A 14,746-nucleotide genomic window follows, 5' to 3' on the forward strand; every position below is an offset into this window, starting at 1 on the left:
CACCGGGACGAAACGGCGCAGCAGCCGGACACTGCGCATGGCGTCGATGTCGACCGTGGGCCCTTTCCCCTTGCGCGCCTCGGCCAAGACCTTGCCGGCGGTCACGATGAGGATCGCCCCGAACAGCAGGAACGCCCACGTCCCGCTCTGCAGCGCGGCCGCCCCCAGCGCGATGAAGACCGCCCGCAGCACCAGCGCCCCGACGATCCCGTACAGCAGCACCCGCTGGACCAGCTCCGACGGCACCGCAAAGGCCGCCAGCAGCAGCATGAACACGAACAGGTTGTCCACCGACAGCGACTTCTCCACCACGTACCCGGTGAAGAACTCCACCGCCGTCGTACTGCCGAAGACGGCCCAGAGGTAGACGCCGAAGGCGACCGGCAACGCCAGGTAGAACACCGACCACCCCACCGCCTCGCGCATGCCCACCTCGTGCGGGCGCCGGGTGAGCACGATGTCGATGGCCAGCAACAGGACCAGGGCGGCCACGGTGATCGACCACAACGCCATCGACGCGATACCGGCCTGTCCGGACGCAGCCGAAATCGTCCCCGGGGACATGAGACCTCCTCGAACGCGCTGGGCCGTTCGAGGTCTCCTTCACCCGGGGTGCGGGCGGCCGTCCGGGGGCGTGCGGCACGCCCGTACTGACCGGATCGGCGCTTGGGAAGTACTCCCCTCGCCAGGCCAGAGTAGAACAATCCCGGACATCACTCCATCTCCTCATGGCAACGACGTGGTTCCATTGACCTGAGCCATCTGCACACCGATAGTGGGAGAAAGCGGAGGGGAGTACCCGCCGCCCGACACCCTGATCGTCATCACGGCCCGCACCGCAGGCGGACCCGGCGGGGTGGCCCTCCCGCCCGCGACGGGAGGGTGCGGGAAGACCTTCGTCCACATGGGCGCATGCCTTGATGAGACGAAGGGATGGTCACGTTGTTCCTCCTGGATTGGCTCTTCGACGTACTGCTGGTGCTGTCCGCCATCGTGGCGATGGCCGTCTTGTGGCCCGGCCCGCCGGGCTCCCACACCCGGCGCTGAGCCGCACCTCGACCGGCCCACGGCCGGTTCTGCGTGGCCAACTCCAGTGGTCGATATCGCCGCGAAAGCGGCCGGTGGGCGTCGCTCATGCCCACGCCGTTGTGCGCGTCGCAGGACATTTTCCACATGAGCGCGACGGTGAATCACCCGCACTGGCAGCGCGAGACCTCCCGCTCTGACGTCACGGGCTGGAAAGAGGATTGAGGGAGCGCCGTATCGGCCGCCTGCTCCCGTGCGGCCGGCAGGTCAAGCAAATCGGCTGGAAATTCCCCCCGTGTTATAGAGAGGCATCGAACGGCACGAGTCCGATCGATGCGACGGCCTAAGTCGGCCCCTGCCAGGCTCGCGACGACACCGATTCGCTCGGCCGGGCACGGAACGCGTTCTGGCGCCCTCACCGCCGATGCCTTGGGCGATGATCGCACGCGGGCAGAGATCGTTCTGCCTGCTGCGCCGGCGTATTGGCCGCGAAGTTCGGCCTGCCGGGCTCTGGGGCGTGGCAATTTACGGACACTTGTGCAACGCGTGTGACTGAGCGTCTCCAGTGATGTGGCTGGTCCGGTGAGTCGTCGTCGCACTGAGTGTCGAGGTGCGAGCAATCACGTCACTGGACTCCCGGTAATCCTCGGTGTTATCGATGGGCGCGGCTCTGATCACCTTTATGCCGTGCCAATGCCGACTCCTGCACCGCACCCCCCTCAGCGCACTGTCCCCAGCTTGGAGTGGTGAACGTGATCAGCATGCATTCACGCGCTTTATGCGTGGTCACATGTCTGGCAGTGCTGGCTGCCGGGCTCGCGCCGGCGACGGAAAGCGCCTCGGCTCGGTCCGCCTCGTCCGACTGCATCCCCGGCGCGCCCCCGGCGGCGCCAAGCCCGCCAAGCCCGTCGAGTCAGGCCCCGTCGAGTCAGGCCCCGTCGAGTCAGGCCCTGCCGAGTCAGGTCCCGGCGCCCCTGCCGAATACCGGACGCGAGGCCGTCCGGCCGGCTTTCCGGGCCACCGCCGACGGCGAGACGGCTAAGACGATCACGTACGACGATGTCCGGCTGGACATCGGTGCCGAAGCACTGGGCGAGCGGACCGAGATCGAGATCATCCCTCTGACCGAGAGGCAGTTGCCGGTGCTGGGCGCCGGCATGGAGAACGTGACCGAGGGGCCGCGGGCGGGGTACCGGTTCACGCCAACGCCGTTCGAGTTCGAGCGGGACATCACGATCAGCCTGCCGTATGACGCGACGAAGCTGGAGGCGGCCGGGCAGACCCCGCACGCATGACGTGCGGACCTTCTTCTTCGACGAGCAAGGCGGCTGCTGGCGGGCGCTGGTACGGGTCAAGGTCGACATCGAGCGCCGGCTCATCGTCTCCAAGACCGATCACTTCACCGACATGGTGAACGCCACGGTGAACGCTCCGGAAGGACCGGACCAGGCGTCTTTCGACCCGACGCAGATCACCGGTATCCAGGCCGCCGATCCCTCGGCGAAGGTGAACCAGATCGCTGCGCCGACGGCCGGCGATCACGGCGAGGCCCGGCTGTCGTACCCGATCGAACTGCCCGCGGGCCGGGCGGGCATGGAGCCGCCGCTGACCGTGGACTACTCGTCGGGGGCCGCCAACGGCTGGATGGGTGTGGGCTGGAACCTGTCGGTGCCGTCGATTTCGATCGACACGCGGTGGGGTGTGCCGCGTTATGACGCCAAGAACGAGACCGAGACCTACAGGCTCGGCGGGGAGCAGTTGACCCCGGTGGCGCACCGGGAAGCGGCGCGGCCCCGCACGGCCGACAAGGTGTTCCACCAGCGGGTTGAGGGCCGGTTCGCGCGTTTCGTGCGCAAGGGGGATTCTCCGAAGACCTACACCTGGGAAGTGACCGAGAAGTCCGGTACACGATGGCTGTACGGCGGCGAGGGGGCCGTGCTCGCCGATGACGCCGGCAACGTCTTCTCATGGGCGCTACGCGAGGTGCGCGACCCCAACGGCAACACGATTCGCTACCAGCATGCGGCCGTCGAGGACACCGGGGTGGCCAACGGATCGGTGGCCGGCCGCGCGCTCTACCCGAAGAAGATCACCTACACCGGGCGCGGGACACCGACGGTCCGTATTCGGTGACGTTCGTGCGGGACCGCGAGCTGGCCGAGGCGCGCCGATCGGATGTGTCGATCGACGGGCTGGGCGGTTTCAAGCACGTGGTGGCCGATCTGCTGCGCCGGATCGAGGTACGGCTGGGCGATGAGCCGATCCGCCGGTACGACTTCGGCTACACCCAGGGGGCGTTCCACAAGACGCTGCTGAAGACGATCCAGCAGTACGACGCCGCAGGGAAGCTGTTCAACACCCATGAGCTGGGCTACTTCGACGACATCCGCGACGCCGCGGGTAAGTACACGGCCTTCCGGCGGGTGGACTGGACCTCGCCGGACGACGGCCTGGCCAACGGAGCGGTCAACAGGGTGCGGCCCGGCGCGGGCGAGGCGGGCGCGCTCAACGGCAACACCTCCACCAGCGCGGGCGGCCACTTGTACGTCGGCTGGGGGGTGTCGCGCGGCAAGGCGAATTCGATCGGTGTGAAGACCGGCTTCAGCCGCGGGTCGGACGAGGGGCTGCTGGCGCTGGCGGACGTGGACGGCGACGCCCTGCCGGACAAGGTCTTCAAGGGCGGCGGCGGGTACGTCTTCCGCAAGAATCTGTCGCGCCCGGGCGGCGAACCCCGCTTCGCCGCGCAGACCACGCCGCTGCGGAACCTGCCGGGGATCTTCGGGCAGAGCTCCAGCTCGCGTACGGTCGGCACGGAGGCGTACCCGGGCACCGGCGCGGTGCAACTCGACCACGTCGACACGATCAGCACGACGGACCGGTACTTCAGCGACGTCAACGCCGACGGCATCGTGGACCTGGTCAACGGCCAGGACGTGCTGTTCGGGCGGGTCGGCGCGGACGGCGTGCCGGTGTTCGGGGCGGTGTCGGAGACGCCGGTGCCGATCGGGTCCAGCAAGGTCGAGGCCGAGGGTTTGCTGCCGGACTACTCCGCCGACATCGAACGACGCAAAGAGTCCTTCCCGCTGGTGGACACCTTGCGCCGGTGGACCGCGCCGTACGACGGCACGGTCCAGGTCACCGGCGAGGTCGAGCAGGCCACAACCGAGCAGGCCACAACCGAGGGCCGAACGCCGGCGTTCGCCGCGCTCGACGGAGTGCGGGTGGCCGTCCAGCACGAGGACTCCGAGCTGTGGTCCGCCCGGATCACCGGCAACGGCGAGCACGCCCCGCAAGGGGTGGACGCCATCAAGGTGAAGAAGGGCGAGCACCTGTACTTCCGGGTCGGCTCGGTCATGGACGGCAGCGCCGACCGGGTGACATGGAACCCGAAGATCAGCTACACCGACCTGCCGGAGACGACCGACGCGAACGGCCTGTCGCTGACCACGTACACCGCGTCGGAGGACTTCACGCAGGCCGGGCGGGCCGCCACGGTGACGGTGCCGAGGGACGGCACTTTGACCTTGGGCGGCGCGCTCGCCAAGACCGCGGTCACCACCGATGACCTCACCATCCGCATCACCCGGGCGGGTGAGACCGTGTTCGAGAAGCGGGTGGAGGCCGCGTTCACCGGCCAGGTGCCGGTGGCCGCGACGGTACCGGTCACCAAGGGCCAGGCGCTGGCATGGCGGGTCACGACGGACTCGCCGATCGACGTGACCGCCCTGTCATGGACGCCCACGGCCGCCTACGCGGAGGCCTCACCGGTACCGGACGAGTTCGCCCAGGAGTTCAGCGCGCCGTACGACATCTCCACCTACGCGGTCGCCGGCGGGTCCGCGCCGGCGCGGCCGCATGCCGTAGCCGCCGATGGGCCCCTCACCGTCACGCCGCGGCCGGCCGCAGCGGACGGCGCCACCGGCCAGGTGATCTTCACGGTCAAGAAGCGGGGCGCGCTGCTGGCCAAGCAGGCCGTCACCCTGGGCGCCGAGCCGATCCCCCTCCAGGTCCAGGCCGTCGCCGGCGATCAGTTGTTCTTCGACTTCACCACGACGGCGCCGGAGGTGCTCACCGCGGCGTCGGTGCTGGTCGACGGCGTCGAGGCGGCGGCGACGGTGCACAGCCCGGTCGCCGAGGGCGTGTACGGGCGGCCCTACCGCGGCTGGGCGTACGCCGGTTACAACGGCAACGGCGACCGTGCCACGCAGCCGATCCGGCAGGGCGACCTGGCGAAGGTGGAGGACGTCCAGACGCAACTGCCCGAGAGCGTCGACCCGGAGCGGGACCGGGAGAAGTTCGAGAAGGACCCGCGGGTGTCCCCACCGAAGGCGATCCTCTTCGTACCGCGGCCGGACCGCAATCGCTGGGCTTCGGGTGAGGACCTGTGGGTCTCGGGCGACACGGTGGCCAGTTCGCGACTGGGCGGGCAGGTGATCGGGCTGCCCACCGCCTCGAACGTCTCCGGACCGCGGTCCGTACCGAGGATGTCCCGCTCGCAGCAGATCTCGGTGACCGGCGGCGTCGGCGGAGGAGTGGGCACCGCCGGTGGCAGCATCGCCACCGGCAGATCCCGCGGGGAGCTGGACTACCTCGACATGAACGCCGACCAGTTCCCCGATGTGGTGGGCGCGGGCGGCATCCAGTACACCGACCCGACCGGAGTGCTCGGCCAGACGCGCGGCGAAACGCCGGGCAAGGCCGTGCGATCGTCAAGGAACGTGTCGGGCAACGCCGGCGCGGGCAGCGCGGCCCGGACGATCACCACGGGGCGGGGGGACGCGGCGCCCGGCGGGACGAACTCCGCCAACACCTCCTCCACCGGCAACGACATGCCTCCGCTGGGCATCGGCGGGAACCTGGGCTCGGCGACCTCGGACGCCGAGACCGACCTGCTGGACATCAACGGTGACGGACTGCCCGACCGGGTGCATGAGGACGGGCGCGCGGCACTGAACCTTGGTTACCGGTTCGCCGCGCCGGAGCCCTGGCCGGGCGGGCCGCTGAACGACGGCGGCAGCGACAACGCCGGGGTGAACATCGGCTTCAACACCGACTTCTACGGCTTCGCCGGCGGCGCGTCGCTCAACCAGGGCGACAGCTCCAGCTCGGCCGCCCTCGCCGACGTCAACGGCGACGGCCTGGCCGACCGGGTCTTCGCGGGCTCGCCGATCAGGGTGGCGATCAACATCGGCGGCGGGTTCGCCGCGCCCGTCGAGTTCGCCGGCAGCCTGTCCGGGCTGAACGGCGATGTCAACGCCAGGCTGGGCGCCGGGGCCTACTTCACCATCTCGATCCCGATCGCGTTCGGGGTCGGCGGGTTCATCATCATCAACCCCGGTGCCGACACCTCTACCGGGGCCTCCCGCGCCGCGCAGATGATCCGCGACATCAACGGCGACGGATTCGCCGACCATCTGGCCTCCGGCGCGGATGACCGGCTCACGGTGGCGGCCAACCAGACCGGCAGGACCAACCTGCTCAAATCGGTCAAGCGGCCGCTGGGCTCGACCGTCGAACTGGACTACACCCGCGACGGCAACACCTATGACCAGCCGGGCTCGCGGTTCGTGCTCAGCTCGGTCAAGACCCACGACGGCCTGGCCGGGGACGGGCCCGATGTCCAGCACACCACCTTCGGCTACGCGGGCGGCGTGTACGACCGGCTGGAGCGCGAGTTCCTCGGGTACGGCACGGTGACGGCGCAGACTCACGACCGGAACGGCGGCGTCTACCGGACCACCACCTCCGAGTACGGCACCGGCGGCCACTACATGCGCGGTCTGCTCACCCGTACGCTCACCGCCGACGGCCAGGGCAGGCCGTTCACCGAGACGCTGCACACATACGAGCTACGTGATGTGGCCACCGGTGGAACCGGCGACGGCGACAGCACCACCGCGGCGATCTTCCCCATGCTCGTCCGCACGGATCAGCGCTGGTACGAGGGTCAGGGCGAGCCCGGCAAACAGGCCCGCACCGAGATGGTCTACGACGACCTCGGCAACCTCGTCAAGACCACCGACCACGGTGAGAGCGGCACCACCGACGACCGGGTCACCACCACCGGCTACTCCCGCTGCGCCGACACCTACATCGTCGGCGTCGCCAACAAGTCCGAAGTACGCGGCGGTGGCACGGTGATGCGGCGCAGCGAGGCCGACATCGACTGCGCCACCGGTAATCTGACCCGGCATCGGGCCAAGCTGGACGACAACGGGCCGGTCGCGGTGACCGACGCGACCTACAACCCCGGTGGCACCCTGGCGACGCTGACCGGTCCGGCCAACCACCGAGGACAGCGCTACACGCTGACCTACGGCTATGACGAGGTGACCGGCACATACGTCACCTCAACCCGGGACAGCCACGGCTATGAGTCCTCGGCCACCTACGACCTCAAGTTCGGCGAGACCGAGGTCTCCGCCGACATCAACGACCAGCGACTGATCTACACATACGACGACGCCGGCCGGATCGCCACCGTGACCGGCCCGCATGATCATGGGGCCGGCAGGCCGACCATCGCCTTCGAGTACCACCCCGAAGCGGCGGTTCCTTACGCCACCACCCGCCATCTGGACCGGGTCGCCGACGGATCGGTCAAAGCGGACACCATCGACACCGTCACCTTCACCGATGGCCTGGCCCGGATCGTGCAGACCAAGAAGGACGCCAGGATCGGCGGGGCCGACGCGATGACGGTCTCCGGCCGGATGGTCTTCGACGAGTTCGGCCGCACGGCCGAGCGGTACTACCCGGTCAGCGAGCCGAAGGGCGCGGGCAACATCGCGTTCAACCCCGCCTTCGACAGGGTGCGCCCAGCCGTGCACGACCACGACGTACTGGACAGGCAGGTACAGACCATCCTGCCGGATGGCACGGGCAGCACGATGGCCTACGGCTTCGGCGCCGGCCGTTCCGGCACGCGACAGTTCTCGGCCGCGCTCACGCGGAGGGCAACACCAAGACCACCTACACCGACGTGCGAGAGCAGATCACATCCGTACGCGAGCCGAGCGCGGTGAACGGCGGCCCGCCGATCTGGACGAGCCACACCTACGACCCGCTCGGCCAGCTCATCAGGGTCACCGATGACAAGAACAACCACACCACCAGCGCGTACGACGACTTCGGCCGCCGCACGACGGTGACCAGCCCCGACTCCGGCCGAACCACCACCGGCTATGACCTCGCCGGCAACATGATCAGCAAGGCCACCGCCAACCTGGCGAGCCGCAACCAGAAGATCGGTTACGGCTACGACTTCAACCGGCTGGTCTCGATCGACCATCCGACCTTCAAGAACAACGATGTCCGCTACACCTACGGTGAGCCCGGCGCGCAGCACAACGCCGCGGGCCGGCCGGCCAAGATCAAGGACGCCGGAGGCGTGACCACCCGGCAGTACGGGCCGCTCGGTGAGATCGTCTCGGAGACCAAGACGTTGCCGTGGTTCGGTCCCTACACCAAGACCTTCACCACGGACTACCGCTACGACAACTTCGGCCGGGTCCTCCAACTCGTCTATCCCGACGGAGAGGTGCTGAGCTACGGCTACGACTCCGGCGGGCAAGTGATCTCGGCCATCGGCGTCAAGGGCGGCCATACCTACCCGTATCTGCGCGACATGCAGTACGACAAGTTCGAGCAGCGGACCCGCGTATCGCTGGGCAACGGCACCACCACCACGTTCAGCTACGACGCTGCCGACCGCAGCCTCGCGCTGCTCAGATCGACGCTGCCCACCGGGTATGAGTTTCAGCACCTCCGCTATGGCTACGACGACGTCGGGAACATCACCCGAGTCCAGAACGACACGAACATTCCGGACGCGTCCACGACGCCCAAGCTCGGCGGGCCCTCCGCACAGACCTTCATCCACGACAACCTGTACCGGCTGACCCAGGCCAGTGGCCAGTACACGCCGGACGTCCACAAGACCGACACCTACGCGTTCCGCACCACCTACGACACCATCCACAACATCGTCGGCAAGCACCAGCGCCATGCCATCGTCGCCGCCAACGGCGGCGAGCACGTGCAGCAGGACACCACCTACACCCACGTCTACCGCTTCGGCTCCCGCCCGCACGCGCCCGCCGCGGCCGGCCCGCACGACATGCGGTACGACGACAACGGCAACCTCATCGACCAGGACCTCACCCTGCCGGGCAGCCCCCGCCGGCAGTTGATCTGGGATGAGGACAACCGCCTGGCCTGCGTGCACGACACCGCCAAGTTCGTCACCCAGCCGCAGCACCCCTCCGCCTGCGATGACTTCCTCACGCCGCCGACGGTCCGCTTCACCTACGACGACCAGGGCCAGCGGGTCGTCAAGGACGGCTACCAGACCACCCTGTACCCGAACCAGAATTACACGTCCCGTAGCCAGGCCGAGTACAAACATGTCTTCGTCGGCACCACCCGTATCGCATCGAAGACCTCCAGGCCGACCCCCGTCTTCGAGAAGGACCAGATCTTCTACCACGGCGACCAGATCGGTTCCACCAGCTTCGGCACCGACGGCAACGGCCGGCTCGCCGAACACCTCAACTACTTCCCCAGCGGTGAGACCTGGGTCGCGGAAGGCCCTGGCAACACCGGCCCGTACCAGTTCACCGGTAAAGAACTCGATCAGGAGACCGGCTACTACTACCACGGAGCCCGCTACTACGACCCGCGCATGGGCCTGTGGAAGTCCGCCGACCCCGTCATCGACGACTATCTCAACTGCGAGGGCAACGACGGCGTCTACAACCCCGGCAACCTCAATCTCTACGGTTTACGGCTACAACAACCCCGTCCAGAACACCGACCCCGACGGCAACCTCGTCTTCCTCATCCCCGCCGCCATCCTGGTCGGCAAGGGCGTCATGTGGGGCATGACCGCCTACAGCGCCTACCAGGGCGCCAGAACGGTGGTCAACACGGTCACCGACGTCGCCGAGGGCCGCAAGACCTTGCAGGAGGGCGCCACAGAAGCCGGCTGGGCCCTGGGCGAAGCGGCCCTCGGCCGGCTGAAATACGTCGAACGCACCGCCGGCTGGGCCGTCGGCACCCAAGTCGGCAAGCGCGTCACCGGCTGGGCGAGCGACAAGGTGAACGCGCTGACGCAGAAGTTCGGAGACGATCTCGCGCAGCGGATGCGCGGGATCCGCTGCGACAACAGCTTCATTCCCGGCACCGAAGTTCTGATGGCCGACGGCACCACCAAACCGATCGACGAGGTCGAGCTCGGTGACCGCCACCGACCCGGAAACCGACCGCACCGAGTCCAAGCCCGTCACCGCCCTCATCGTCGGCGAAGGCGAGAAGGACCTCGTCAAGATCTCCGTCGATATCGACGGCGACCAGGGCGACAAGACCGCCCCCATCACCGCGACCGACGAGCATCCTTTCTGGGTCGAAGGCGCGGACCGCTGGGTCAACGCCGAAGACCTCGAATCCGGCATGTTGCTCCGCACATCCGCCGGTACGCACGTCCAGGTCGAAAAGATCAGCAAGTGGACCGCGCAGCAGCGGGTCCACAACCTGACCATCGGAGACGTTCATACCTACTACGTGGTCTCCGGCGACGTTCCGGTCCTCACCCACAATGCCGGCTGCCGGACGTTCGGCATCGACATCCCGGAAACCCAAGGCGTCTACATCATCATGCTGAACGACGGGAAGATTTACGTGGGCTCGGCGACGAAGGGGAACACCATCCACGCGAGGATCCATGCGGCTTTCACCGCGAAGGACCACGCAGTGGGGAACTCCGGATACAAGGCCAAGGACGTCCAGCAGCTCGACTGGTTCGAAATGCCCGGCGAAGCCAAGGACGAAATCAAGAAGTACGAGCAAATGATGATCGACTATTACGGAGGCGTCGGAGGGGGGAAGCTGCTCAACCGGATGAACGCGGTCGCCGAGGATTGACCCTTTCCAGCCGGACGCCCATACCCGGCCGGAGGGCCTCCATCGGCCCCGGCCGGGTATGGCACCTCGTTCACCGTCGCTGAGCAGGAGCTTGAACTTCGACAACGGCTCATCGGCGGGGTGGAGGCCGTAGGCTTCTCCCTGTGTACGTCAGGCCATCTCGATACTGGCGAGATCAGATGGAACGCGCGGCCCGTGCGGTCGCCGACGGCACGACGAGTCCCGAATGCGCGCCCCTCCCGGGCGCGTATTCAGCAGGCTTTCTGAGGACGGTCGATGCCGCCCTGGCGGGCTTCGAAGCCGAAGCACAGGCACTCGTGGCACCGTCGGATGAGCAGGTCTTCGCCGTGATCGAGCGGGTCGTACTGGCTCTCAACGAAGCGATGGAGGACTCGGAGGGTGGCACCATCGACACCGACGAACGAGAGCAGCTCTGCCTTTACATCGACGAGGTGCTGACCAGGAGCGGCGTCGATGTCGGCGAGGTCGCCGCCCGCCACGGCATGCGCCGGTACGCGATCACCGATAGATGGCGTCAATGGTGACCGCCGGCCGCAGCGACCGCCACTGACCGGACGCCACAGGCCAACGGGCCGATTCCATCCGCCTCACCTCTCCGCCGAAAGGGGTTACAGCCAGGCGAGAAGGCATGCTCGACCATGTTGGTGGCCCGGGTGATGTTCTCCCGTAGCGTGGCGTCGGAGACATACCGAAGAAGCACCATGGTGCGGGTGGCATCAGAACGCCAAGGCGACCTTGCCGGTCAGCCCACGTGCCGCGAGGCGTTCGTACGCCTGGCGAATCTCGGCGATCGGGAAACTCGAATCGACACGCAGCCGCAGCTCGCCGGCCTCGACCCGCTTGACCAGCTCGGCCAGGCCCACACCGTCCTCCTTGACCTGGTGCAGTGTCGTCGTGACACCACGGTGGCCGAGGTCGGGGGGATCACCGTGCTCGCTGGCGATCGTGGCATAGCGACCGCCGTCGGCGACGTAGTCGCCGACCGGGGCGCCGCACGTGTCGAACACCGCGTCGTAGTGCCGCGGTTCGAGTAGCGCCGCATCCGCGACGACCTTCCCCGCGCCCAGTTCGCGGGCCGCCTCCACCTGGGCCGGGCGGGACACCAGGGCATCAACGGCGACACCCCGCGCCCGCGCCAGTTGCACGGCCAGCCCGCCGACCGCGCCCACGGCCCCGGTGACAAGCAGCCGCTGCTCGCCGGACACGCCGAGCCAGCCGAGGGTCTGGCCGGCGGTGAGGCCCGGGCAGTGGCAGGGTGGCCGCCTCGATCAGGCTCGCGTTGAGCGGTGCCGCGGCCAGGGTGCGGGCGGGCAGCATCACCATCGACGAGGACCGCGCGGTGCGCTGGCTGGCGCAAGTCGACCGGGGACGGCTCACGCAGATCGCCGACGATTTCCACGGCGTGGCATTGACGTTCTACACGCCCGCCGAAAATCGCTGGGCCGCCTTCGCGCCCGCCACCCCCGCCGCCCGAGATACCGCCACCGGCCGCGTCATCACCACCGGGATGCTCGCCCAACTGCACCCGCAGGTTCCCGGCGGGCCGCTGCTGTGGGACAACGAGACGATCCTGGCGTTCGGCGCTCCCCTGCCCGCCAAGCCACACGGCGACACCACCCAGAAGTGGACGCAGGTCCTCTACACCGCCTGGCAGATGATCACCCAGCGGGGAACGCGCGCGATCGGCCGCCCCCCGGGACCTGGCCGAAGACCCGCAGGCCTGGCCCCACGCGGAACTGACCGGTCATCCCGCCGCCGCCGTCGTCCAGAAGATCGCCGCCACTTTGGCCGGCATCCTGGCCGAACGCCGCCTGAGCCTGCGCGGCCTGGCCGCCACCTCCGGCGTCAACCGTCAGTCCATCGCCGACCTGCTGGCCGGAAGGTCCTGGCCGGACGTGGCCACCATCGTGCTCTTGGAGGCCGCGCTCGCGGTCCGGCTGTGGCCGGAGGGCACCCCGGCCCCCCGATGACGACACCGAGCCTCGTGCCGAACCCCGAAACGAACGCCGTGATGACATCGACGGCATGGCCGAGCCCTTCTTTCCGCCGCCCCGAAACCCGGACATCCGGGCAGGAAGCAGCCGTCATTTGGCTCGATGCCCTCCAAGCGGCCGCCTATCGCGTTACGCTCGGAAAGCGCGAGCCTTCAAACAGTTAGTCCTGTGGGGTGCTCACGCAATCTGGTGCCGTCGGGCTGTGAACTCGGCGGCACCACTCTTCGTCCGGTCAGTGGACCGGCAGCACTGCTCAACTCGTAGCGGCGCCCCCTTCGCCGGCGAACCCGTTCACCCCGGACGCGACCGCGAACAAGCCCTGCTCCCGCTCGATGAGCCAGCCATCGGCCACCAGCCTCTTGAGCCGCGCACGCATCCCCTCCACCTGACCGCGGGCGTCCCGCTGCCCCAGCGCCCGCACCACGTCCCGCGCCCGCAACGGCTCCTCGGAACTGGCCAGCAAGACCACCGCGTCCTTGCGCAACCCCCGCAGGACCGGACGCTCCTGATGAACCTCCGCCTGCCCGGCGGTCTCCGAGCCGCTGCCGGCGGGCTTGCCGGCCTCCGGGCCGACCGGCTCGCCGTCCGCCTCCAGCGCGGTCAGCTCCTCACGTGCGATGGACAGTCGTTCCAGGCGACGCCGTGCCGCGGCCATCCGCTCCTGCAACTGCTCCATTTGCCTGGCCAGCTCAGCGCATTCCTGCCGCGCGGACTCCTCGGCCCGCCCCAGTTTCGCCAGCAGCGACGTCACCATCGCCCCCCTCGCGGCCGTCCCCCGACCACTGCCATCACCCAATGCATAGCTGCAACTCCACACTGTAGGCGGCGATGGCATCGCTGACCCCGAATACCGCAAGATCCCTTCCGGGCCTGAGCAGCGGCGCCGACAGCTGACCAGCCCCCACGCCAGCTCTGCGAGAATCTCGAAAATCTGTTCCCGTCAATGCGAAGGAGCGATGCGTGAGAATCGGACAGCCGCCCATGCCCGAACTGCATGAGCACTACCGGCGACTCCACTCCAGCCACTTATGGCTGGACGTGGCCATGTGCTGGACGGTAGTGGTCCCGGACAGCGGACGAGCATTCAGCCTGGACCAGATCGCCGCCCGGCTCGGCGGGGACACGCCACACCAGCTCCACGAGCCGGCACTACCCCGTGCCGTCATGCTCCCCTACGACACCGGCTATCCGTGCTCGTCGATTGGTGCGATCCCGCCACCATGCTCCTGGAGCAGGACTACCTCGGATCAACCCCCGCCGTACTGCAGCGACTCAGTCAGGGAGCCCGGGCATACAGCGCCTGGTGGAACGTCAACGCCCACAACCGACTGAGCTTCGCAGCCGGAAACGAGCTCATCCTGACGATCGACGCCTTCGGCCCCGGCCGCCCGGAAGATCATGCCGGCATCGACCAATGGCCTGAACTGCAGGCGATGACGGACTTCTTCGTCGACTTCGAGGAACGCGACCAGCACTACGACTGGCAGGCGGCCATGCTCGCGGTCATCGACCAGACCACAGGGGCAAGACTGACCGGCGAGTGGCTGAAGCGACCACACCCGTACATCACGGTCCGCATGCCCGACGCGGCACACTGAACTCCTGAGCGCTCGGCTGGGAAACGATCTCAGGCACCTTGGGAAGCGATCTTTGTCAGGGCGTCATCGTCGCTGCTCAACCACACTCGTGAACGCCCCCACTCGGCCGATTCCGGGCTCGTAGATGCCCCGGCCTCCACTGCCGGAGCGGGCCGGTCGCGACTGGGGTGTCGAGTACCTGGTCCA

At 68.2% G+C, this 14,746-nt stretch carries 11 protein-coding genes; 8 read left to right on the top strand and 3 right to left on the bottom strand.

Translation table 11 applies throughout. The features are described from left to right. Nucleotides 1-564 (bottom strand): TerC family protein (locus tag DP939_RS25005; protein ID WP_450097544.1); only part of this gene is annotated, 564 nt, incomplete at its 3' end. A gap of 1,208 nt (nt 565-1,772) precedes the next feature. On the opposite strand from DP939_RS25005, the gene DP939_RS25010 reads away from it, so the two are divergent. The 6 genes from DP939_RS25010 (at nt 1,773) to DP939_RS25035 (ending at nt 11,492) form a co-directional block, all read left to right on the top strand. Then, nucleotides 1,773-2,321, top strand: a complete 549-nt coding sequence (locus tag DP939_RS25010) for a hypothetical protein (RefSeq protein WP_147268121.1) — start codon at nt 1,773-1,775, stop codon at nt 2,319-2,321. A 1-nt stretch (nt 2,322) separates the two neighbouring features. Continuing rightward, on the top strand, nt 2,323-3,159 hold the full coding sequence (locus DP939_RS25015; protein ID WP_158578683.1) for a SpvB/TcaC N-terminal domain-containing protein: 837 nt from the start codon (nt 2,323-2,325) through the stop codon (nt 3,157-3,159). Continuing rightward, nucleotides 3,156-8,051, top strand: coding sequence for a toxin TcdB middle/N-terminal domain-containing protein (locus tag DP939_RS25020; RefSeq protein WP_113983221.1), 4,896 nt, complete (start codon nt 3,156-3,158; stop codon nt 8,049-8,051). Before DP939_RS25015 ends, DP939_RS25020 begins: the two co-directional genes overlap by 4 nt. Further along, a complete protein-coding gene (locus DP939_RS25025) occupies nt 8,009-10,267 on the top strand; it encodes an RHS repeat domain-containing protein (protein ID WP_113983222.1) in 2,259 nt (752 codons plus the stop codon). Before DP939_RS25020 ends, DP939_RS25025 begins: the two co-directional genes overlap by 43 nt. Next, entirely contained in the window at nt 10,264-10,947 is a 684-nt protein-coding gene (locus DP939_RS25030) for a polymorphic toxin-type HINT domain-containing protein (RefSeq protein WP_199565399.1), read from the top strand. The genes DP939_RS25025 and DP939_RS25030 overlap by 4 nt, the downstream gene beginning before the upstream one ends. 179 nt (nt 10,948-11,126) lie before the next feature. Next, the gene (locus tag DP939_RS25035) at nt 11,127-11,492 is read left to right on the top strand and encodes a hypothetical protein (RefSeq protein WP_113983223.1); all 366 of its coding nucleotides are present in this window, start codon (nt 11,127-11,129) and stop codon (nt 11,490-11,492) included. A 192-nt stretch (nt 11,493-11,684) separates the two neighbouring features. Here the strand turns inward: DP939_RS25035 and DP939_RS25040 are convergent, their stop codons facing one another. Further along, nucleotides 11,685-12,173 (bottom strand): zinc-binding dehydrogenase, encoded by a 489-nt coding sequence (locus tag DP939_RS25040; RefSeq protein ID WP_199565400.1) that lies wholly within the window; start codon nt 12,171-12,173, stop codon nt 11,685-11,687. A 579-nt stretch (nt 12,174-12,752) separates the two neighbouring features. Between DP939_RS25040 and DP939_RS25045 the strand changes: the two genes are divergently transcribed. Next, nucleotides 12,753-12,938 carry a helix-turn-helix domain-containing protein gene (locus DP939_RS25045; RefSeq protein WP_199565401.1) on the top strand — a complete coding sequence of 62 codons (186 nt, stop codon included), beginning with the start codon at nt 12,753-12,755 and terminating at the stop codon, nt 12,936-12,938. Between the two features lie 277 nt (nt 12,939-13,215). Here the strand turns inward: DP939_RS25045 and DP939_RS25050 are convergent, their stop codons facing one another. Beyond that, complete coding sequence (locus DP939_RS25050) at nt 13,216-13,716, bottom strand: hypothetical protein (RefSeq protein WP_113983225.1); 501 nt, start codon at nt 13,714-13,716, stop codon at nt 13,216-13,218. Between the two features lie 436 nt (nt 13,717-14,152). Here DP939_RS25050 and DP939_RS25055 point away from each other — a divergent pair, with 436 nt between their 5' ends. Further along, nucleotides 14,153-14,560, top strand: coding sequence for a DUF6461 domain-containing protein (locus tag DP939_RS25055; protein ID WP_113983226.1), 408 nt, complete (start codon nt 14,153-14,155; stop codon nt 14,558-14,560). Nucleotides 14,561-14,746 lie beyond the last annotated feature (186 nt).

Origin of the sequence: Spongiactinospora rosea (assembly GCF_003315795.1) — a bacterium.
Classification (GTDB): domain Bacteria; phylum Actinomycetota; class Actinomycetes; order Streptosporangiales; family Streptosporangiaceae; genus Spongiactinospora; species Spongiactinospora rosea.

Coding starts and splice junctions, on each gene's coding strand:
- DP939_RS25050 (WP_113983225.1), bottom strand. CDS start 13,716: ATGGTGACGTCGCTGCTGGCGAAACTGGGGCGGGCCGAGGAGTCCGCG.
- DP939_RS25035 (WP_113983223.1), top strand. CDS start 11,127: ATGGAACGCGCGGCCCGTGCGGTCGCCGACGGCACGACGAGTCCCGAA.